The sequence below is a fragment of the Alteromonas sp. ALT199 genome (genome assembly GCF_018619335.1).
GTDB lineage: Bacteria > Pseudomonadota > Gammaproteobacteria > Enterobacterales > Alteromonadaceae > Alteromonas.
Genome location: NZ_JAHHDX010000064.1, coordinates 35,694 through 58,048, shown reverse-complemented (window position 1 = coordinate 58,048; position 22,355 = coordinate 35,694). Strand labels below are relative to the sequence as shown.

17 protein-coding genes are annotated in these 22,355 nt (G+C 45.2%); 12 read left to right on the top strand and 5 right to left on the bottom strand.

Features of this window, described 5'->3' with window-relative positions; translation table 11 throughout:
- The first annotated feature begins 208 nt into the window (after nt 1-208).
- Complete coding sequence (locus KL866_RS07020) at nt 209-3,163, top strand: TonB-dependent receptor (RefSeq protein ID WP_025254237.1); 2,955 nt, start codon at nt 209-211, stop codon at nt 3,161-3,163.
- Between the two features lie 408 nt (nt 3,164-3,571).
- Here KL866_RS07020 and eno read toward each other — a convergent pair whose 3' ends face one another.
- The 3 genes from eno to mutS all read right to left on the bottom strand — a co-directional run bounded on the left by eno (nt 3,572) and on the right by mutS (nt 9,333).
- On the bottom strand, nt 3,572-4,864 hold the full coding sequence (gene eno, locus KL866_RS07015; RefSeq protein WP_214994250.1) for a phosphopyruvate hydratase: 1,293 nt from the start codon (nt 4,862-4,864) through the stop codon (nt 3,572-3,574).
- A gap of 59 nt (nt 4,865-4,923) precedes the next feature.
- Entirely contained in the window at nt 4,924-6,555 is a 1,632-nt protein-coding gene (locus KL866_RS07010) for a CTP synthase (protein WP_118490110.1), read from the bottom strand.
- A gap of 156 nt (nt 6,556-6,711) precedes the next feature.
- On the bottom strand, nt 6,712-9,333 hold the full coding sequence (gene mutS, locus KL866_RS07005) for a DNA mismatch repair protein MutS (protein ID WP_214994261.1): 2,622 nt from the start codon (nt 9,331-9,333) through the stop codon (nt 6,712-6,714).
- Between the two features lie 143 nt (nt 9,334-9,476).
- Here mutS and KL866_RS07000 point away from each other — a divergent pair, with 143 nt between their 5' ends.
- The 4 genes from KL866_RS07000 (at nt 9,477) to KL866_RS06985 (ending at nt 13,487) form a co-directional block, all read left to right on the top strand.
- Nucleotides 9,477-10,016, top strand: coding sequence for a CinA family protein (locus KL866_RS07000; RefSeq protein ID WP_214994248.1), 540 nt, complete (start codon nt 9,477-9,479; stop codon nt 10,014-10,016).
- 120 nt (nt 10,017-10,136) lie between these two features.
- Nucleotides 10,137-11,183 (top strand): recombinase RecA, encoded by a 1,047-nt coding sequence (gene recA / locus KL866_RS06995; RefSeq protein WP_025254242.1) that lies wholly within the window; start codon nt 10,137-10,139, stop codon nt 11,181-11,183.
- A 302-nt stretch (nt 11,184-11,485) separates the two neighbouring features.
- Nucleotides 11,486-12,307 carry an ATP-binding cassette domain-containing protein gene (locus KL866_RS06990; RefSeq protein ID WP_214994246.1) on the top strand — a complete coding sequence of 274 codons (822 nt, stop codon included), beginning with the start codon at nt 11,486-11,488 and terminating at the stop codon, nt 12,305-12,307.
- Entirely contained in the window at nt 12,291-13,487 is a 1,197-nt protein-coding gene (locus tag KL866_RS06985; RefSeq protein WP_214994240.1) for an ABC transporter permease, read from the top strand. The genes KL866_RS06990 and KL866_RS06985 overlap by 17 nt, the downstream gene beginning before the upstream one ends.
- A 153-nt stretch (nt 13,488-13,640) precedes the next feature.
- On the opposite strand, the gene KL866_RS06980 is transcribed toward KL866_RS06985, so the two are convergent.
- Both KL866_RS06980 and KL866_RS06975 read right to left on the bottom strand, forming a co-directional pair.
- Entirely contained in the window at nt 13,641-13,958 is a 318-nt protein-coding gene (locus KL866_RS06980) for an EscU/YscU/HrcU family type III secretion system export apparatus switch protein (RefSeq protein WP_118490104.1), read from the bottom strand.
- A gap of 11 nt (nt 13,959-13,969) precedes the next feature.
- Nucleotides 13,970-16,522, bottom strand: coding sequence for a flagellar hook-length control protein FliK (locus tag KL866_RS06975; RefSeq protein ID WP_214994238.1), 2,553 nt, complete (start codon nt 16,520-16,522; stop codon nt 13,970-13,972).
- A 260-nt stretch (nt 16,523-16,782) separates the two neighbouring features.
- Between KL866_RS06975 and ccmA the strand changes: the two genes are divergently transcribed.
- From ccmA to KL866_RS06940, 7 genes are all read left to right on the top strand, one after another.
- Complete coding sequence (gene ccmA, locus KL866_RS06970; RefSeq protein WP_025254247.1) at nt 16,783-17,406, top strand: cytochrome c biogenesis heme-transporting ATPase CcmA; 624 nt, start codon at nt 16,783-16,785, stop codon at nt 17,404-17,406.
- A complete protein-coding gene (ccmB, locus tag KL866_RS06965; protein WP_025254248.1) occupies nt 17,406-18,071 on the top strand; it encodes a heme exporter protein CcmB in 666 nt (221 codons plus the stop codon). Before ccmA ends, ccmB begins: the two co-directional genes overlap by 1 nt.
- Complete coding sequence (locus KL866_RS06960) at nt 18,071-18,859, top strand: heme ABC transporter permease (RefSeq protein WP_025254249.1); 789 nt, start codon at nt 18,071-18,073, stop codon at nt 18,857-18,859. The genes ccmB and KL866_RS06960 overlap by 1 nt, the downstream gene beginning before the upstream one ends.
- A gap of 1 nt (nt 18,860) precedes the next feature.
- Complete coding sequence (ccmD, locus tag KL866_RS06955; RefSeq protein ID WP_214994237.1) at nt 18,861-19,070, top strand: heme exporter protein CcmD; 210 nt, start codon at nt 18,861-18,863, stop codon at nt 19,068-19,070.
- 72 nt (nt 19,071-19,142) lie between these two features.
- The gene (ccmE, locus tag KL866_RS06950) at nt 19,143-19,637 is read left to right on the top strand and encodes a cytochrome c maturation protein CcmE (RefSeq protein WP_214994235.1); all 495 of its coding nucleotides are present in this window, start codon (nt 19,143-19,145) and stop codon (nt 19,635-19,637) included.
- A 3-nt stretch (nt 19,638-19,640) separates the two neighbouring features.
- A complete protein-coding gene (locus KL866_RS06945; RefSeq protein WP_214994228.1) occupies nt 19,641-21,698 on the top strand; it encodes a heme lyase CcmF/NrfE family subunit in 2,058 nt (685 codons plus the stop codon).
- Nucleotides 21,698-22,354: a redoxin family protein gene (locus KL866_RS06940; protein ID WP_214994226.1), complete on the top strand. Its 657-nt coding sequence runs from the start codon at nt 21,698-21,700 to the stop codon at nt 22,352-22,354. Before KL866_RS06945 ends, KL866_RS06940 begins: the two co-directional genes overlap by 1 nt.
- The last annotated feature ends 1 nt before the right edge of the window (nt 22,355 follow it).

The following is a 22,355-nucleotide window of genomic DNA, read 5'->3' as shown; positions in this document are numbered from 1 at the left end:
CATTTATATTGGTAATGCCAAAAATATTAAATATTTTGACCATTTTTTAACATTCCGTGTTGACCAGTGTGTAAATTTGTCTTACTTTTGTAACTGTCTTGTAAAGTAGGTGTAATGCAAAATTTGCAGGGCGGGTTAAGTTGCAAATCAATTAAGCGGTAAGGAATGAGTGATTAGACATTCCTCAATCCTTAAGAGGAAAACACACATGGCACACAAATTATCTAAAATTACACTTGCGGTACTTTCGGCTACGACACTAAGCCTGACCGCATCAGTAAATGCACAAGAAACACAGCAAGAACAAAATGAAGATGTAGAAGTCATTGAAGTATCGGGTATCCGAGCGTCACTCGCTAGCGCAATGAATGAAAAGCGCTTCAAAAATAACCTTGTTGAGGTTATCGAAGCAGAAGATATCGGTAAATTACCAGACCAGAACTTAGCAGAAGTGCTTGAGAACATTACGGGTATTCAGATTACTCGTGAAGCGGGTGTTGGTACAGGCGTACAAATTCGTGGTACCGATGCTAACCGAACAGAAATAAACGGTGTTTCAACAGTTGGTTCTGGTGCAGGTCGAAGCGGTATTGACTTTGAAGACGTATCAGCCGCTATTATTGCTGGTTTGGAAGTGACTAAGTCGCCAGACGCAAAAACTATTGAAGGCTCAGTGGGTGGTACGATTAACCTGAAGACAATTCGCCCCTTACAGCTTAATGAACAGCTTGCAGCGTTTCGAGTTCAAGGCGAGAACAGTAGCTTAACAACTGATAGCAACTTTCAACCTCGTATCTCGGGGACGTTTGGCGATAACTGGGATACCGACCACGGTACCATTGGTGTTGTAATAAGTGGTAGTTATGCCCAGCAAGACGTAACGGCATTTCGTCCTCGCGCAGATAGAGATAATATAGTGCGCTCTGATAGCGATTTTCAAAGTGCGCAGTCTTTCGACTTTTTGCCTATCCAATTCTTTGTTCAAGACTACGATAACTTTGAATACGAAACTAAAAACCTAGTGGGTACTATTGAATGGGCGCCGAACGACAACACTAAGTTTTTCTTTGACGCCATTATTAATGATCAAGAACGTCTGCAAGAAAGTTCTCGTGTTCAAGCTTCTGGTGTAAGTAATCTACGTCAAATTTCGGTTCCAGATGAATTTGAAACGATTGATTTTGGCTCTTTAGGTGGCACCGATCTGGGGTCAATAGAAGCAGCGCTACGTGGTGTCATACCGGTCAACTTAGACCATGACGACGACGATCCAAATTTACGCTTTTCAAGTGATACTAATTCACGTGTAACAAAAAGCGAAATTTTTCGCTTAGGTGGTGAATGGCAAGGCGAAAAGTGGAGTGTATTTGCGGAAGTGGCATCCACAACATCGGATACAACAACGCCAAGCTTTAATACAACGCTTAACTTTATCAACCCGAATGCGCCGTTAGATGCCGGTGGCGGTAACGATAACTCCGTTCCTTTTGCTTATGATCTTACCGGTGGCGCATTGACGTTTGGTATTGCTGAAGGCGCTGAGTATGCTCCAACTGTTGAACAATTACTTGATCCAAACAATGTAGTGCTTCGTGATGTGAATATTGGTCGTGATTCTACCGAAAACTTTGAAGATGCATTTCGCGTAGACTTCACTTATTTCGTAGACACCATGATAACGTCAGTCGATTTTGGTTACCGCTACAACAAATCAGGCAGCAAGCGTGAAGATATCGGTACCAGCGTTGGCTTGCGAACAATGGAAGACAGTCCTCGAGGCAGCTTGTTTAGCGACTTACTGGTTGCTGGGCCTGACAACTTCAACGATGCAGACGGACGTGAGCTTTATGTTAGCGACTTTTTGCTGATAGACCCAGAGCAAGTATCGTCTGACCCTGACGCAGTGCTAGCTACGCTTCAAGCTGCAATGGAAGCACATGGCTCGACACGCTCGTTAAGCGCGCCTACGGCGAGCTCTTCAGGCTTCTTTGATATTGAAGAGGAAACCCATGCATTATATGCACAGGCTAACTTTGAATATGAGATGTTCCGCGGTAACTTTGGTGTTCGTTATTTGCAAACAGATGTGACATCTGTGGGTAATTCAATAACCGAAGACGATGCAGGAAACGAGTTGGTTTCTCGTGTAACTAACACGGGTGATTACGACTTCATTCTTCCTCGCTTCAACTTGGTAGCAGATGTTACTGATGACGTAGTATTAAGATTTGGTGCCGGTAAAGATATTCGTCGTCCTGATTATAATGATTTATCAACCTCGGTAACTTACAGCACCAGTCCTAATCCATTCGTTGCAATTGGTAACCCAAACCTATCGCCTGAAGAAGTCATCTCATATGACTTAGCGGCTGAATGGTATTTCGCAGAAGCCAGTGTTTTTAGCGTAGGCATCTTTCATAAAACCCGTAAAGATCTGTTCGTAGATCAGATTGAGACTCCTGTTGAGGATCCTATAACAGGTTATCGCGACCTAACTGACCCTTGTGAGGGTGGCGGTATCTTCAATCCAATTGCTGATATCAATGTATTTGGTCCAGACCTTGGTACAGGTGTTTGTGTAGGTACAGAAACTAAAGTAAATGACACCGCCGAAACTACCCAGAAAGGTATCGAGTTCGCGGTTCAATATGATTTATCTGGCTTTGAAAGCGAGTTAGGGTGGGCTTCAGGTTTTGGTGTTCTTGCTAACTATACAATACAAGAGTTTTCTGGTGGAGAGCTGGAAAACACTGCCACTAATAGAGCTGGTCAAGTATTCGCTGCAACCACAGGAAGCGACGAAGAAGTTACTAGAGTTCAAGGCTTATTAAACCTTTCAGAGAACGCTTACAACATTACGCTTTACTACGAGAAGTTTGGTTTATCTGCTCGTATGCGCTACACATGGCGTGAAGCTTACCGCACTGATGACTTCGGTAGTACGTCTAGCTTCCCGTGGGGTTTCCCAGCGGTACAGGCTGACCGTGGTCAGTTGAACGCAAGTGTGACTTACGATGTTAACGAAAACCTTAATATTGGTGTTGAGGCGGTGAACATTACTGAGTCTGAAGTAGAGCAGTACTGTGTTAATGAAGGCTCGCTATTGTGTTTCCAAGGTCTGACTGACCGAAGAATCACTGTTGGTGCGAACTATCGTTTCTAAATTGTAAAACAACTGCCGTGACAAGCGGCAGTAACTACACCCTGGATCACAAAGTGTGGTTGTGATGTGTGCATTAGCCCTAACGCCAGTTAGGGCTTTTTTTGTTTTTAAAGCTCTTGCATAGCCCCTATTCACCTATTGTTAAACGCTTCATTCCGATTAGGTACCTGTTCAAAGAAGGTTTATTGGAAGTCTCATATTATTATTGAGTCAGGCGTTTTCAATACTTCATAAAAACCATAAGCTGTTGGTTGAGCATTCCAACATCCGCTTTAAGCTCTCTAGAGAACAGGCCCAACAAGCGCAAAGGTTTGCTAGGAGTATTGATACTTATCACATACAAAAAAGGCACCGCGAATTACGCTGGTGCCTTTCAATAAAGCTAGTTAAACCATATTTGGCTTAAGCTTATTGACCTTTAATTTCGGTAAGGCCATTATAAGTAGCAGCGTCACCTAGCGCTTCCTCTATGCGAAGAAGTTGGTTGTACTTAGCAACACGGTCAGAGCGACATAGTGAGCCTGTCTTAATTTGGCCCGCCGCTGTACCTACTGCTAGGTCAGCAATAGTAGCATCTTCAGTTTCGCCAGAACGGTGAGAGATTACCGCTGTAAAGCCAGCGTCCTTCGCCATTTTAATTGCGTTAAGGGTTTCAGTAAGTGAACCGATTTGGTTGAACTTGATAAGGATTGAGTTACCAATACCGTTATCGATACCGCGCTTAAGAATCTTAGTGTTAGTAACAAATAAGTCGTCGCCAACTAGCTGTACTTTGTCACCAATCTTCTTAGTTAGGCTTGCCCAGCCGTCCCAGTCGCTTTCGTCTAGGCCGTCTTCAATTGATACAATTGGGTACTGTGCAGAAAGGTCTGCAAGATAGTCGCCAAACGCTTCTGAATCGAAGCTCTTGTCTTCGCCAGATAATACGTATTTGCCATCTTTGTAGAATTCAGACGCCGCACAGTCTAGTGCTAGCGTGATGTCTTCATTCATTTTGTAGCCAGCATTTTCAACGGCTTCAACGATAACAGCAAGCGCTTCAGCGTTTGAGCTAAGGTTAGGGGCAAAACCACCTTCGTCGCCAACTGCTGTGTTAAGGCCTTTAGCAGAAAGTACTTTCTTAAGAGCGTGGAAGATTTCAGCGCCCATACGTAGTGCTTCTTTGAAGCTCTTCGCGCCAACTGGCTGCACCATGAACTCTTGAATATCTACGTTGTTGTCAGCGTGCTCACCACCGTTGATGATGTTCATCATAGGTACTGGCATAGAGTATTGGCCAGATGTACCGTTTAGGTCTGCAATGTGCTCATAAAGCGCTACGCCTTTTTCCGCCGCAGCCGCTTTAGCTACAGCAAGAGATACTGCAAGAATTGCGTTTGCACCAAGTGTTTCTTTGTTTTCTGTGCCATCAAGGTCAATCATGATGCCGTCGATATCAGCTTGTGCTAGAGCATCTTTGCCGATAAGTGCAGGCGCGATGGTATCGTTAACTGCTGCAACTGCCTTTGTTACACCTTTACCTAGGTAACGAGACTTGTCGCCGTCGCGTAGTTCTAGTGCTTCGCGGCTACCAGTAGAGGCACCAGATGGTGCAGCAGCTCGGCCCATTACGCCCGATTCTAAATATACGTCTGCTTCTACAGTAGGGTTACCGCGTGAATCTAAGATTTCGCGTCCGATAATGCGACTAATTTTCGCCATGTTTTTTCCTCAACAATTGAATGGGGCGCAACGGGAGAGAGCGCCCCTTTTATTAGAAATTAGTGATTTTCTTTCTGGTATTTTCCTGCCGCAGCAACGAAACCAGTAAACAGTGGGTGTCCATCCCGAGGAGTTGATGTGAACTCAGGGTGGAATTGGCCCGCAATGAACCATGGATGATCAGGGATTTCCACCACTTCTACAAGTCGCTTGTCAGTGGACAAACCACTTACCTTTAATCCCGCCGCTTCAATTTGGTCGCGCAGGTTGTTATTTACTTCGTAACGGTGACGGTGACGCTCATAAATCTCGGCATTGCCGTACATCTCGTGAACTTTTGTACCTTCGATAAGGTGGCAAAGCTGGCTACCTAAGCGCATAGTGCCGCCCAAATCAGACGTTTCGGTACGTACTTCAGTGGTACCCGCAGCGTCTAACCACTCGGTAATAAGACCCACAACAGGATAAGGTGTGTCTGGATTAAATTCAGTACTGTTCGCGTTTTCCATACCTGCCACATTACGTGCATATTCGATAAGCGCGACTTGCATACCTAAACAAATGCCTAAGTAAGGCACCTTGTTTTCACGGGCATAACGGGCTGCTGCGATTTTACCTTCAATACCGCGTTCACCGAAGCCGCCAGGTACTAAGATAGCATCTAACTGCTCTAGGATTTGTGTACCTTTGCTTTCCACATCTTGTGAGTCGATGTGATGAATGTTCACGGTAAGACGGTTTTTAAGACCAGCGTGCTTAAGCGCTTCATTAACCGACTTATAAGCGTCTGGCAATTCAACGTACTTGCCGATCATTCCGATATTTACTTCAGCCGTTGGGTTAGACTCTGCGTAAAGTACTTGTTCCCATTCTGATAGATCGGCTTCATTGCACTCAAGACCAAAGCGGTCTACAACCAGCTGGTCCATACCTTGCGCTTTAAGTGCAGCAGGAATACGGTAAATGCTGTCTACGTCTTTTAGTGAAATAACGGCTTTATCAGCAACGTTTGTGAACAGCGCTATTTTAGAACGTTCGCTGGCTGGTAATGCACCTACTGAACGGCACACAAGAATGTCTGGCTGAATACCAATAGAACGCAACTCTTTTACCGAGTGCTGCGTAGGCTTAGTTTTGACTTCGCCTGACGCTGGCATATAGGGCACTAGCGTTAAATGCATGAACATAGCGCGTTCACGGCCCACTTCTGTACCAAGCTGGCGAATTGCTTCCAAGAACGGTTGTGACTCGATGTCACCAACGGTTCCGCCCACTTCAACGATAGCTACATCATGACCTTCAGCGCCTTCAATTACGCGGCGCTTAATTTCGTTTGTGATGTGAGGGATCACCTGAATAGTCGCACCTAAGTAATCACCGCGACGTTCGCGCTTAAGTACTTCTTCATACACACGACCAGTAGTGAAGTTGTTGCGCTTTGTCATGCGAGTGCGAATAAAACGCTCGTAGTGACCAAGATCCAGATCGGTCTCGGCGCCGTCATCAGTAACAAATACTTCACCATGCTGGATAGGGCTCATAGTGCCAGGATCGACATTGATGTAAGGGTCGAGTTTTAACATGGTTACGGTGAGACCGCGAGCTTCCAGAATTGCGGCCAGCGATGCTGCAGCAATACCTTTACCTAGCGATGAAACTACACCACCTGTGACGAAAATATAATTTGTCATGCGAAACCTAGAACGTTTGGGTTGTATGGTAAATATAGGCTGAGTTTAGAACAAAACCAGCTACACTTTGGACGGGGCGATAGTATACGCAAAATCATGTGGGCAGACAATCAATTTGCCCACATGATGCGCAATTTATACGCGCTTAAGCTTGGTTTAAGACTGGCTTAGGCGCTTAAGTGTGTAAATAAGGTCTAGCGCTTGGCGCGGTGATAGCTCATCGGGCGATAAGTTTTCAAGTGTCTCTACTACTGGATGCGGTTTATCGGGAAATAGCATTTCTGCTTGGCCTTTAGTATTTGACGTGGCATTACCTGAGACGCTGGTTTTACTTAAACCTTTTGACGAACTCTTTGGTATAGAAGACTCACCGTTGGCTTTCTCTGACCCACTTTCGGTGCTGGTCATAAGATGTGAAGATTCTAATACGGCAAGCTTCTGCTGCGCTGCTTTTATTACCGCTTTAGGAACGCCTGCAAGCTGGGCGACCTGTAAACCGAAGCTTTTGCTCGCTGCGCCCTCTGATACCGTATGCATAAAGCGAATAGTATCTTCAAATTCCATCGCATCTAAATGCACGTTTACCACGCCACTTTGCGTTTCTGGGAGTTCAGTCAGTTCGAAATAATGTGTAGCAAAAAGCGTATAAGCGTTTAGCTGCTTTGCCAAGTAACTTGCGCAGGCCCAAGCTAGTGATAATCCATCATAGGTACTTGTGCCGCGACCAATCTCATCCATTAATACTAGCGAGTTTTCAGTGGCATTGTTTAGAATGTTCGCTGTTTCTGTCATCTCAACCATAAAGGTAGAGCGGCCTGAGGCTAAGTCATCTGATGCACCAATTCGGGTGAAGATGCGATCCAGCTTGCCAATGTGGGCGTTTTCTGCAGGCACAAAACTGCCAATACAGGCCAATAATGCAATGAGCGCGGTTTGGCGCATGTAGGTCGATTTACCGCCCATGTTCGGGCCGGTAATAATCAGCATGCGGCGCTCAGTGTCTAGCTGAAGCGGGTTGGCGATGAAAGGGTCTTTCATTACGTTCTCAACCACAGGGTGGCGACCAGCTTCATAAGTAAGCGCGCATTCTTGGCTTAAATGAGGTCGATACCAATCAAGGGAGACTGCACGTTCGGCAAAACAGCACAGCACGTCAAGCTTGGCAAGCGCTGCGGCGGTTTCAATTAAATTATTCAAGTGCGGTGCAAAGTTGTCGAATAAGGCTTCATAAAGCTGCTTTTCAAGAGCAAGCGCAGCGCCTTGGCTGCTTAATACTTTATCTTCGTGCTCTTTAAGTTCGGGCGTAATATAACGTTCAGTGTTTTTAAGCGTTTGTCTTCGAATATATTCAGCGGGCGCTAGAGCACTGTTCGCCCGGCTAATTTCAATAAAGAACCCGTGAACTTTGTTATAGCCCACTTTTAGCGTAGAAATGCCCGTGCGCTCGCGCTCACGTTGCTCCATCGCGTCTAGGTAGTCAGTAGCGCCTTGTGATAACTTGCGCAATTCATCAAGTTCGGCGTTATAGCCCTCGGCAATCACGCCGCCATCCCGTATTACCACTGGCGGATTATCGATAATGGCATCGTTTAATAAGGCTTGAAGCTCTGGGTAAGTGCCAATGGTTTCGCTGATACTTCTAATTTGCCCTGTATCGAACCGAGCTAAGGCATCTTGTAAATCAGGCAGCGCGTTAAATGCATTTTTCAGGCGAGCAAAGTCACGAGGGCGCGCAGAACGAAGGGCTAAGCGGGCCATAATACGCTCTATATCACCAATGTGTTTTAGCGCTAGTCGAATATCTTCAGGGTCGTCGATAATGAAAGTTTCAACAGCATCAAGACGGCTGTGCAGTTCATGCTGATCGGTTAAAGGCGAATGAATAACGCGCTGTAGCATACGGCTACCCATGGCGGTGGTAGTGGTATCCATCACGCTGAACAGGGTATTTTCCTGTCCACCCGATAAATTATGAGTAAGCTCTAAATTTTTGCGGGTGGCGGCATCAAGCTGCACACGGCTATCTTGCTGCTCGGTTTGAATGCGTCGTATATGTGGCAATGCCATGCGCTGAGTATCTTTGACATACTGTAAAACACATCCTGCTGCGCCTAGGCCTTTTGTTATACCTTTTACTCCAAAGCCGTCTAACGTTTTGGTTTCAAACTGAGCATTTAGCTGTTCGGTGGCAGTATCGATGTCGAATTCCCACTCAGGGCGGCGTCTAAGCCCTTTACGATTTTCAACCAGAGCTAAACTTTCAAACCCTTCAGGGTAAAGGAGTTCTGCCGGGCTAACGCGCTGAATCTCTGCCAATAGGCCTTCATCACTATCACTTTCGAAAATAACGAACCTGCCACTGGTGACATCTAATGTGGCTAAACCATAATGCATACTATGACCGCACACCGCCGCAAGAATATTGTCGCGACGCTCTTCTAGCAGCGCTTCGTCGGTTACTGTACCAGGCGTAACAATGCGCTGTACCGCGCGTTCCACAGGGCCTTTACTAGTAGCAGGGTCGCCAACCTGTTCACAAATGGCAACCGACTCGCCCATTTTGACTAAGCGCGAGAGGTAGCTCTCCACTGCATGGTAGGGCACACCTGCCATAGGGATAGGCTCGCCGCCAGACTTCCCTCTTGCGGTTAGCGATATATCCAGTAATTCCGCAGCTTTTTTGGCATCGTCGTAAAACAACTCGTAAAAGTCGCCCATGCGATAAAATAATAAAATATTCGGATGCTGCGCCTTAATAGTTAGGTACTGGCGCATCATAGGAGTATGTGATTCCAAAAAATGCCTCTGCGAATTTGTTGCTGGGTTTAATGCCTGTTGAGGGGAATAGATGATAAACTCACGCCCACTAAGATCAAGCGAAGATCTGATAAAGCACAACAGGTGTAACTAGGTATATCCAAATGAGCACAACATTTTCAACTGATTCGACGGTAAACACCAGCCCTTTAGCGCTTGATAGCGCATTATCTGTGCAAGTTCAGGCACTCGGAGATGCACTTAGAGCAAAAGGTTGGAGTGTATCTAGCGCTGAATCGTGCACCGGTGGTGGTATTGCCTTTGCTTTCACCAGTGTTTCGGGAAGCTCTGACTGGTTTAATCAATCATGGGTGACGTACTCAAATGATGCGAAGCAAAGCCTACTAGGCGTTACCGATCAAACGCTTTTAAAGCATGGTGCAGTGTCGAAGCAAACGGTAAAAGAAATGGCAGACGGTGTGCACCGCAATAGTGGCGCACAGCTAGTTGTGACGGTGAGCGGAATTGCCGGTCCTGGCGGTGGCAGCGAAGAAAAGCCAGTGGGTACTGTGTGGTTTGGCTTTTTATGTGATCAGCAAGAAGAACAAATTAAAAAGGTGTTTAGTGGTGATAGAGACGAAGTGCGAGAGCATGCTATTACTTTTGCCATAACGCACTTAGTTAGAATGTTGAGCGAAATTTAAAAACACTGGTTGAAACTGTATGCTTGTACAGTATAGAATGTGATCATTATTTGGTAATTTCATTTAATAAATGGAAGACATCAAAAAAGAATTTAACCGCAAATCCTAGAGGATACATACGTGGACGATAACAAATCAAAAGCTTTAACCGCCGCAGTTGGTCAAATTGAAAAGCAATTTGGTAAAGGCGCAATTATGCGCTTGGGCGACAACCAAGCCATGGATATTGAAGCGATTTCTACTGGCTCACTAACCATTGATATCGCTCTAGGTATAGGTGGTTTACCTTGTGGCCGTGTAGTCGAAATTTACGGTCCTGAATCATCAGGTAAAACAACGCTAACGCTTCAGGTTATTGCTGAAGCTCAGAAGAAGGGTAAAACCTGTGCCTTCGTAGATGCCGAGCACGCCCTAGACCCTGTTTACGCTGAAAAACTAGGCGTAAACATTGACGAACTATTAGTTTCTCAGCCTGACACAGGTGAGCAAGCACTAGAGATTTGCGACATGCTAGTACGTTCAGGTGCGGTAGACGTTGTTATTGTTGACTCGGTAGCAGCGCTTACACCTAAAGCGGAAATTGAAGGTGACATGGGTGATTCTCACGTTGGTCTTCAGGCCCGTCTAATGTCACAAGCACTGCGTAAGCTTACAGGTAATATCAAGCGCTCAAATACACTGTGTATCTTCATTAACCAAATTCGTATGAAAATTGGTGTAATGTTTGGTAACCCAGAAACCACAACTGGTGGTAACGCACTTAAGTTCTACTCATCTGTTCGTCTAGACATCCGCCGTATTGGCGCAGTTAAAGAAGGCGATGAGGTAGTCGGTAATGAAACTCGCGTGAAAGTAGTGAAGAACAAAGTCGCGCCTCCGTTTAAGCAAGCTGAGTTTATGATCCGCTATGGTGAAGGTATCAGTAAAGAAGCTGAGCTAATCGACCTTGGTGTTAAGCAGAAGCTTGTTGATAAAGCCGGTGCTTGGTACAGCTACAAGGGTGATCGTATTGGTCAAGGTAAAGCAAACGTAATGAAGTACCTTAAAGAACACCCTGAAACAGCTAATGAGATCGAAGCAAAAATCCGTCAAGAATTATTGCTTTCTAAAACCATGCAGGCTGAAGAAGCATTGCCACAGGGCGAAGACGACGTACTTCCTGAATAAGATAGCTTCTACAAGCATGCTAAAAACCCACCGAGAGGTGGGTTTTTTTATGTCTTTGCTAAGGGTTATATTAAGAAATATTCACTAACACTTAATATCCGGTTGAAACTTGTACAAAAAATAAAAACAGGGAATGCTGTAATAAAGTACGATAAGCGAAGACTACAAAGAAAGGTTGGCTTTTGGTGTATTTCCAAGGTTCAACGTTTTGGAATATAAAAAAGGCAAATTTGCGGCTACAGCAAAGTAAGCCTCAAACAATAATTAATATTGATAATAGCTTACAACAAGAGGGAAAGGGAATGATTGAAATATCAGGTCTCGCTAAACGCTTTACGGTGGAAAACCCGAAAAAGCTTAGCGAACAAGAGAAGAAGGACCCGCGTTTAAAAGGGCGTTATTTTCAGTCAGTAAGGGATGTGTCTTTTACTTGCGAAAAAGGTCAGGTTCTTGGACTGTTAGGGCCTAACGGCGCAGGTAAAACCACTACATTGCGTATGCTTTCAACAGCGCTTAAACCTGACAGCGGTAAAGTGCTTATAGGTGGCGAGGACGTACTTTCTAACCCCAATATTGCACGAAAGAAAATTGGTTTCCTTTCCAGTTCAACAGGTCTCTATGGCCGTTTAAGTGGGCGTGAGAATATTAGCTACTTCGGTGAGCTACATGGCATTTCAAAAAATGTGATTAATGCACGTATTGAAGAGTTAGCTGACTTGCTCGATATGCAAACCTTCCTTGATAGAAGAGCTGAGAATTTCTCATCAGGCATGAAACAAAAAGTGTCGATTGCCCGTGCGGTTATTCACGAGCCAGAGTTGGTTGTTCTCGATGAGCCCACAACTGGCCTCGATATTATGGCCACTAGTACGGTTATGGAGTTCATTCAACGTCTTAAGAATAAAGGTACACCGGTAATTTTCTCTACCCACCACCTCGACGAAGTACAAGCTCTTTGTGACAAAGTAACAGTCATTAATCAAGGAGAAACAGTATTTAACGATTCACTGGCTGCCTTTAGTGCACTTTCTGGTAATGGCGGAGAGGCTGGACAAATGCATAAGAGCTTCCTAAAAACACTTTCAATGGATTCTGAGGAGATGGGCAATGTGGTTAATCTTTAAAAAGGAGTTCAAAGAGCTATTACGGGATAAAAAAACCATCATATTTATGATTGGTTTACCACTTTTATTATTCCCTGCCATCTTTGGGGTGGCATTCTTTTTTATGAGTTCAGCGGCGGACAAAGCGGAAAACGCGGTGTTGAAATACGCGATTGTTGGCGAAACCTATGCACCGGAAATTGTACAGTCTTTTAATGATGCCTCTGATAAATTCGAGCCAGTTACGATTGGCGATGAGACTGACTATGCCAAACTCATTAAAGACGAAACGTTAGACTTCGTGTTGGTTATACCAGAGAGTTTTGACAGTGACGTATTAAATTCAGGGCAACATAAGATTCAGCTTTATTTAAACGATGCAGGCCTTAACAAAGTTATGGGGCGTGTTTCCGACATAATTGATGAATATACCGATGCATTTCAGCAAAGTGCGTTTGCACAGCTAAACCTCGATGAAACTCAGCAGGAGGCTTTACTAAAGCCAATCAAAATAGAAAAGCAAAATGTGGCGGATGATCGCGAAGTGTGGGGTGAACGCTTAGGCGGTATGTTGCCCTACTTCATTTTTATTTTGTGTTTACAGGGCGCAATGGCACCAGCAGCAGATTTAGGAGCAGGTGAAAAAGAACGTGGTACTTTAGAAACCCTGCTTATATCGCCAATGGATCGTCACAAGTTGGTATTAGGTAAGTTCTTTACGGTAGCCACCGCAGGCATTGTTACCGCGCTAATAACGGTGTCTTCCATGGCCATATGGGGTCTAGTGCTATCCCAAGGCATGGCTGTTGAATTTGTCGTTGAAATTATGTCAATGATAGGTCTTGTAGACTTCTTGCTAATTTTCTTGATGTTAGTACCTGTAGTGGCAGTTTTTGCGGCAGTATTATTATCGCTATCGATCTACGCTCGCTCATTTAAAGAAGCGCAAAGCTACATGGGGTCACTAATTATGGTAGTTATTTTCCCTGTAATCATTGCGATGATGCCGGGGGTAGAGCTTAAAGGAGGCTGGGTTTGGGTACCGCTTACTAACGTTGCCCTTGCCATGAAAGAGCTGTTCAAAGGCACCATGGACTACTTTGCACTATTTGGCATATTCACGTCTACGGCGGTGATTGCGACAGGTCTAATTTTCTTTTGTATCCATTGGTTCAATAAAGAAAAAGTCCTGTTTAGATAAGCTCACAAACATCAATTTAATACCAAAAGAGCTCGCTTAAATCGGGCTCTTTTATTTTAAAGAGGAACGGTGCACAGTAATGAACTTACCTTTAACAATCACTTATGAAAAAGAAAAGGGCAGTTTGGCGATATAAATGGTTGTTTTTTATCCTCACACTTCAAAATCCACTCGTTTGATAATACCTTCCCACCCAGGGGGGATTTTCCCCTGCAATACATATGAGTAAGCAAGAAGTTCAGCAATGACGAAATACAGTGACTCGGGTATGTCTTGCCCTACATCTAACGTGGTAAGAACTTCACTTAAATACGGGTCTTCATGAATAAGTATCCCAGTTTCTTCAGCCATGGCGATTATCGCCTCAGCTAAGTCTCCATAGCCTTTAGATACTACTTTCGGCGCGTTTTTCTTGTCACCGCCATCGTATTTTAGGCCAATAGCGCGTTTTGTCTTTTGAGAATCAGTCATACACCTTCTACCTAAACCCTAGTTTCAAATATCTGGTGAGGGCGTGTGTTTAACGTTTCAGGGATATGGCCTCGCTGGTAACTTGTATTTTCAACCACAAGCCCGAGAGAGGAAAGGCGCTTATGCAGATAGGGTAGCGTATCACCAATACGCCTAAGCACTTCATCGTTCGATGCGTATAAATCTAAAGTAATCGTGCTTTTATCAATCTTTGACTTCGCCAATACTTGCCCGCTATCTCCAATGTCCAGCTTCATCGTGATATTCCAAAGCGAGCGTTGGCCCGCCTTTGCTTGTTTATCGTTTTGCCCACCCTGGTCACGCTTTATTAAGAGCTCGGGCGGACTGTGGTGTTGTGAAAGCGACGGTAAAACGTAATAGAAACTATCTTGTCCTTGAATGCGAGAGTCGACACTTGCTACTTTGCTTTGCTGATGACTGCTAAGCAAGGTTTTAAGTTGAGAAAGCAACTGCTGGCGCCCGTCTAACTGGTTCATGTCTTGGCTAACGCGACTTGGTTGCGTGGTCACTCCCATATTCGATAGCGTTTTTGAAACGATAGAGTTGGGAGCATCTATTTGGGTTTTTAAGCTAGGCTGTTTTTGCATGGCTCGGCCTGCTAACGCCAACTGAACTAACGCAACCATGCCTTGTACGAAGCTTGATGAACTTACAGGCGACGTTAAATTAATCGGAGTAGTTACCAAGGCTTGTGTTGAGATAAGCTGCTGCAAGCGTTGAGATAAACCCTGGTCGTTCATGTCTTGTGAGAGTTTTTTAGGTCCGTTATTAACGTCGTTGGTAGCATTTACGCTCTCTCCCATGAAGCTTTCGCTTGCTTTAACGCCAGCAAGAGGCTTATCGGTGTCTGAAATAATAGGGGGAGCATCTGCGCCCTTACTTTGAATTGCCGTCAACTGCTGAGCAAAACTACTTAGTAAATTATTTGATAACCCTTTTGCTTGTGCGCTTAGAGACTGAGCTAGGGAGGCGAGTGATACAAAGGATGGCTTACTTCCACTATCCCTTCCTTGCATTCCCATCGTTTCTTCTGACCCATTGGTCTTAGATTGTTTAGCCGCTTTTGCCGCCGCCATCAATTGCTCTATAGTAGGCTTGGGAGGCCCGATAAAGTCACCATTAACCGCTCTGGCTTGCGAAGGTTTGGCGTTAAGCGCATCAAGGCCTTTTAGCTGCTGCAATATCTTATCAATATGCTGTACTTCAGGTGTCTTGGTCGCACGGGCATCTTGCAATAACTTTCCGTTCTCAACAATAGTGACAAGTTGGCTTAACGCTTGGTTTGTATTGCCCGTTTGACTGAGTAAGACTCGAGAAAGGGCGGTGATTGCCCTGTGCACATCCGAGCCTTTTAGTGATGTGGGGGCTTCTTTATCAATATGTGCGCCAGTAGATGTAATACTACCAGCACCTCTATCTAATCCTGTTTCTGTCCCTTTTGCGGTTACTGTGGGAAGTTGTGACAGATCGAATTTGTTTACCTGTTCTGCCTTTAAAGAAGGAATAGATATAGAAGGCGCGCTGCTCTGAGGCAAGTTTATTTGGACTAGCGGGCTTTGTTGCGCTGTACGTATCGAAAGCTTGTTATCAATCAAGGTTAGCGCAGATACAGCTTTTAGAGCGTCCGGTTTGGTATCTGAACTTTTTATTACAGCATTAAGGCTTGGAGGGTTATTGGAATTGCGCTCAATTGCCACGCCACCTTGTTTAATCGAACTCGCAATAACCTGCTGTTGTAAATTTGCACTTACATTTTTATGTGTAATAGTGGCTAAATTACTGGCGTTAACTCTTGGAGCATTGCCTGATTTTGAGAGTTCCTGAGAAATCTGGAGTGTGATACCGCCATTACTTTCTCGATTTAGCCTTAAGACAACTTGCTGTCCAAGCAACTTTTGCAGTGCGGTTTTAGCTGCACTATCAAGCTTTTCAGTGCTTATGTCGCTAAGTGGCAGGACGTCGTTTTTTGAAGTAGTAAGTAGAAGCTGCCCGAAGTTCTCGCTTTTTGTTGAAATAGCGAGTTCTCCTTTAAGGGTCACTGCAGCATTATTTGCAGCGAGCGCCTTTGCAACAGCACTGAACAAATCTGCTTTATCCGGGGCCGTTAATACCACGTTCTGTTGCGACAAACTTGTGGTAAGCAACACAGCACGCTGAGCACCAGGTTTTTCGGCCAGAGTACTTTGAGGTAAAAGAGCAAGCTGCGCATTGCTAATTGCTTGCTTTGACAGTTTTGCATCTATCTCGGCAGGTAGGGCAACATTAAGTGCTTGTGCAGCTGAAGTTGCGCTACTTGATGAGTTGCTATTTACCGGGGCGCTTATTGCTAATACCCGTTCGGGCAAACGTTCAACTATTACTTTAGCGGCATTATCTAACGCGGCTGCCTGAGACAATGCGGCATTAGTAATAGCGGGAGACGAACTTCCTTTTTGCCCTTGAGCCGCAGCGTTTACACTTCCTGCTTGTGATAAGGATGCAGAACCAGAGCCTGAAGGTGGATTCGAAGCGGCTGCCAATAGTGATGATAATGGTGTTGTCATGATTGTGATATCGGCACGGTGGCGCTTTTCCTTACTATTTTAAGTATAGCAAAGCTATTAAGGGCTGTTTTCCTATTAACGCAGGAGCACCAATAGCACAGAGAAAAACTCCCCATTAAAGGCAAGATAACCTAAGTGAAAATGCCTTTGTCGTTGAAGTAAATCATATTTAATTGGAATTCGCGACTGCGAAAAAGCGTTCATGTGGTAGACTAGCGCCATTTTTTATAACCTCTTCTGAACGTTGGAGTAGCTAGGCAGTGTTAGAGGCGCGCGGGTTAACATGCAGCAAACGAGACAGGACCCTATTTGAAGGGCTTTCACTGGTTGTCGATTCCAGTGAGTTGCTGTATTTACGCGGGTCTAACGGTGCAGGGAAAACCAGCTTGCTGCGAATTTTAACAGGGCTGAGTTCGCCCGATGCAGGCGCAGTACTGTACAACGGAGTGGACATTTCAGAGGACAAGGCAGGCTACTACCACGACCTTTTTTATCTCGGTCACAAAAGCGGTACTAACGGCAGCCTTTCTGCCTTAGATAATCTATCGTTCTGGTTAGCTCAGCACAAGGTTTCGGTGCCTGATAACACGCTTTTTGACGTGTTAGAGAAAGTGGGATTGGTTGGACTTGAAGATGTGCCTGTAAGGTACTTATCGGCCGGTCAGCAGCGTCGTGTGGCGCTATCAAGACTATGGCTAAAACCAGCAAAGGTGTGGATATTGGATGAACCGTTTACAGCGCTTGATGTAAAAGGGGTTAACTTACTTGAAACGAGTATGAAAGAGCACGTGAGTAACGGCGGTCTTATTATCACTACGTCACATCAATCTTTGTCGAACGCAGCTGGCGAACACCGTGTATTCGATTTGGAGTACCGCTTTTAATGTCACTTTACAAAGGTATTTTTAAGCGCGACATGCACATCGCTTTTAAGCAAAAAGCGGAATTGGTGCAGCCACTCATGTTTTTAACCATGGTAGTGACTTTGTTTCCGTTAGGCGTTAGCCCGTCTCCCGATACCCTACAGCGCATAGGGCCAGGGGTAATTTGGATTGCCGCCATACTGTCCTCTTTAATGGCGATGGAAAGGCTTTTTCGCGATGACTTTCAAGACGGTTCGTTAGAGCAATACATGCTTTCTGGCATGGCGTTACCGGCGGTAAGCGCGGTAAAAGTAACCGTACACTGGTTGGTTAGTTTCGTGCCCTTATTTTTGCTTTCGCCCTTATTAGCGATGTTTTTAAATTTGACAGTGGATATGTATATCGCGCTTGTTTTAACTTTGCTGCTGGGCACGCCGCTACTTTCTTTGATTGGCGCGATTGCGGTAGGACTTACCGTTGGATTGCAGAAGGGCGGAGTACTTTTAGCGCTGTTACTGATCCCTGTCTTCATTCCTTTACTGATATTTGCCACGTCGGCTGTTGATTCTGCCGCACTGCAATTACCTTATCATGCGCAACTTGCTATTATTGCCGCCATGCTTTTATTGGCTGCGGCATTGGCACCGTTTGCCATCGCGTATTCTTTAAAAGTGAGTCAAAACTAATGTGGAAGTGGTTACACCCCTACGCAAAAACAGAGCGTGCTTACCAGCTTTGTTTAACTTTACAGCCTTGGTTTTGGGTTGGTGCTTTAGTGTGCTTGAGCATAGGCACTGTATGGGGGCTTGCCTTTGCGCCCCAAGATTATCAGCAAGGTGATTCGTTTCGTATTATTTACATCCATGTACCAAGCGCTATTTTGTCTATGGGAACCTATGTTGCTATGGCAATTGCAGCCCTGGTAGGTATGGTTTGGCAGTGGCGTACTGCTTATATGAGCATGATTGCCATGGCGCCCATTGGTGCAGTGATGACCTTTATCGCTCTGTTCACCGGTGCGGCTTGGGGTAAACCCATGTGGGGAGCTTGGTGGGTGTGGGATGCACGCTTGACGTCAGAGCTTATTCTACTTTTCTTGTACATGGGGGTTATTGCCCTTTACGGTGCATTTGAGGACAAACAGCAGGCTGGTAAAGCCGCAGGTGTAATGGCACTTGTTGGCGTTGTAAATATTCCCATTATTCACTACTCAGTAGAGTGGTGGAACACGTTACATCAAGGTGCGACAATCAGTAAGTTTGACAACCCTTCGATTGCGCCTGAAATGTTGTGGCCGCTGTTAATTAGCTTACTGGGTTTTGCTTTCTTTATTGGTGCTGTAACCACAGTGCGTTTACGTAATGAAATTGTATTACGAGAAATGCACAGGCCTTGGGTACAAGCGTTGGCAATGAAAGCAATGTCAAAGCAGCAAAGCGATGCGGCAAGTACATTTGTGAAAGAGGGCAATTAAGATGCAGTTTGAGTCTTTTGCCGATTTTTTAGCTATGGGTGGCTATGCGTTTTACGTATGGCTGTCGTTTGGCGTTACTTTTGTGGCAATGGCCATTATCGCCGTACAAAGTTTCATTAAGCACCGCGGCCTTTTAAAGCAAGTGGTGGTAGAAAAAGAACGCAAAGCGCGCATTAAAAAAGCGCGACAGCAACAGCAAGACAATGCCTAGTTTAACGTTAAGAGTGAACTTAGCATTTATTTGCGTTTTTATCGTTTATTAGTTTTTCGAAGTGAGAGTTGCATGAACCCGAGACGAAAGCAGCGATTGACCGTAGTAGGAATTATCGGTTTTTTAGTAGTAAGTGCAATTGGATTGATGCTTTACGCTCTAAACGACAGTATTGACCTTTTTTATACGCCTAGCGAAATTATTGAAGGCAAAAATGGACAAAAACCACAAGTAGGCCAGCGTCTTCGTATAGGCGGTATGGTGGTTCCTGGCAGTGTGAAACGGGATCAGGAAAGCTTAGCGGTGAGCTTCGACTTAATCGATACCGGTCCAACGGTTACCGTGACTTACAACGGAATTCTGCCTGATTTGTTCCGCGAAGGGCAGGGCATTGTGGCAACGGGGGTACTTACTGGAGAGAGCAGTATTAAAGCGCAGGAAGTACTAGCGAAACATGATGAAGAATACATGCCACCTGAATTGGCTGAAAAAATGAAAGGCATTAAACACGTTAAGCCAGACAATATGCCTTCCTACGAGTCGTCTAACGGCACTGGAGGCAAATAATCTATGGTGCCTGAGATTGGAAATATTGCGCTGACGCTTGCGCTAGTGCTCTCTATTTTATTGGCGGTTTATCCGTTATGGGGTGCTCACCGTCAGCATGAAACGTTAATGGCTACGGCCAAGCCGTTAGCCATTGGCCTGTTTACTTTTACACTTATTGCCTATGTCTGCTTGACCTATGCGTTCGTTACCGATGATTTCAGCGTGGCTTACGTTGCGCAGCATTCAAATAGCCGGCTTCCTATCTATTATAAAATTACCGCAGTGTGGGGCGGTCATGAAGGTTCATTCCTACTGTGGGTCTTGATGCTTTCAATCTGGACCGTGGCAGTGGCCATATTTAGTAAGGGAATACCTCTTGCTATGGTTGCTAGAGTACTGTCGGTATTAGGCATGGTAGGCATTGGTTTTTATTTATTTATGCTGCTTACCTCAAACCCTTTTAACAGCATGCTGCCGTTTTTCCCTGTAGACGGGCGAGATCTTAATCCGCTGCTGCAAGATTTTGGTATGATCATTCACCCGCCTATGCTCTATATGGGCTATGTAGGCTTTTCTGTCGCTTTCGCTTTTGCTATTTCAGCACTTATCTCGGGTCAGTTAGATTCAACCTGGGCGCGTTGGTCAAGGCCGTGGGTGATCTCAGCGTGGGCGTTTCTGACTGTAGGCATTGCGTTAGGGAGCTGGTGGGCGTATTACGAACTTGGCTGGGGCGGCTGGTGGTTCTGGGACCCAGTAGAGAATGCTTCTTTCATGCCTTGGTTGGTAGGTACGGCCCATATGCACTCGCTGGCAGTGACCGAAAAGCGAAAGGCGTTTAAATCTTGGACAGTGCTGCTTGCAATTGCCGCATTTAGTTTGAGTTTATTAGGTACCTTTTTAGTACGTTCTGGGGTCATCGTTTCGGTGCACTCGTTTGCAAGCGATCCTACTCGAGGCTTGTTCATTTTAGGCATATTGATTGTACTTAGCGGTTTTGGATTGCTGCTTTATGCCATGCGCGCGGCTTCGCTTAAAAGCCCAGGACGTTACCAAGCTTTTTCTCGTGAAGTGCTGTTAATGGGCAACAATGTTTTTCTGTGTGCAGCAACATTGGTTGTTCTTCTTGGTACGCTACTGCCTCTTGTTCACAAAGAGTTAGGCTTAGGCAGTATCTCCGTAGGCGCCCCGTTCTTTAACCAAATGTTCACCTTATTGATTGTGCCCTTTGTATTGATACTAGGGCTTGGTCCACTAACGCGCTGGAAGCAGCAAAAAGCCAGCGAACTGCAAAAACAACTGTTGGTTGCAGGTGGAATAGCACTAAGTGCAGGTGTACTAGTGAACTTTGCCTACGACGAACCAACTTACATGGGTATGTTGGGTATGGTGTTGGTGTTTTGGATCCTCGTCACCACAGTGCAAGAAGTGATGCAGCGTTTAACAGCTATGCCTTCACGTAATGCTGATAATGCGTCAGTAATAGCTAAACTTCGCAAGCTTACGCCAAGCCACTGGGGCATGGTGTTAGGGCATGTGGGCTTCGCTATTTGTATCATTGGTATTACTCTTGTTTCAAACTACGAAATGGAGCGGGATGTGCGCATGGATATTGGCGATACCGTTTCTCTAGGTGGTTATGATTTTAACTTCAAAGACGTACGTAAAGTGCAAGGGCCGAATTTTGAAGCGGACAAAGGCGTATTCGACGTTTATCAAGACGGCGAATTAATAGCGCATCTAGAGCCTGAGAAACGTTTGTACATTGTGCAGCGCATGCCGATGACGGAAGCGGCTATTCATTCAAACCTAGCACGAGACTTATTTATTGCTATGGGGGAACCGTTAGATAACGGTGCTTGGGCCATTCGTATTTACATTAAACCGTTTGTTATCTGGCTATGGGCTGGCGCGGTAGTAATGGCGATAGGCGGCATTTTCTCCATTAGTGACAAGCGTTATCGTATGGCTAAAATTAAGAAGATCAAACGTGTATTCGTTGGTAAAAATGACAATGATGCAGTGCAGTCTCACGGTCAAGTATCAGATACACCAAACTCGTCAGTGAAAGGAGGCGCATAATGAAAAAAGCTCCACTTGTTGCCATTCCATTGGTGCTGTTTTCTTTACTGGTTATTTTCCTGTTTAAAGGGCTTTTTTCTGACCCTAGAGAGTTAGACTCTCAGGTTCAAGACAAAACGTTACCTTCATTCTCACTGCCAGACCTCATGCAGCCAGATGTAACCTATACCCCAGAAGATTTAAAAGGAAAGGTGACTATCTTAAATGTATGGGGGGTATGGTGTGTGACTTGCGCTGTCGAAATGCCGTACCTTACTCAGCTTAAGAATGAGCAAAATGTTCACATTGTAGGGTTGTATTTCGACCAAGATTTAGACCCAGACTTTGGCACAAAAACACTCAGTCGCGTTCAGCAAGAAGTCACCGACATGCTCAGCCGCTATGGCAACCCTTACGCTTACAATATTTTCGATGTTTATCGCGATACCTCCCTTGACCTTGGCGTTACCGGTGCGCCTGAGCACTTTGTGATTGATGCTGAGGGCATTATTCGCATGCACCACATAGGCGACATTAATGAGCGCGTGTGGAACTCAAAAGTTGGGCCGCTTTATAACAAGCTAGTTGCTGAAGCATCTGGCAAAGTAAGTGAAGATAGAAAAGTGGACGTCGATGCTGTAATGAGTGATGTCCAAAGTGTTCAAGGAGGAGAGTGAT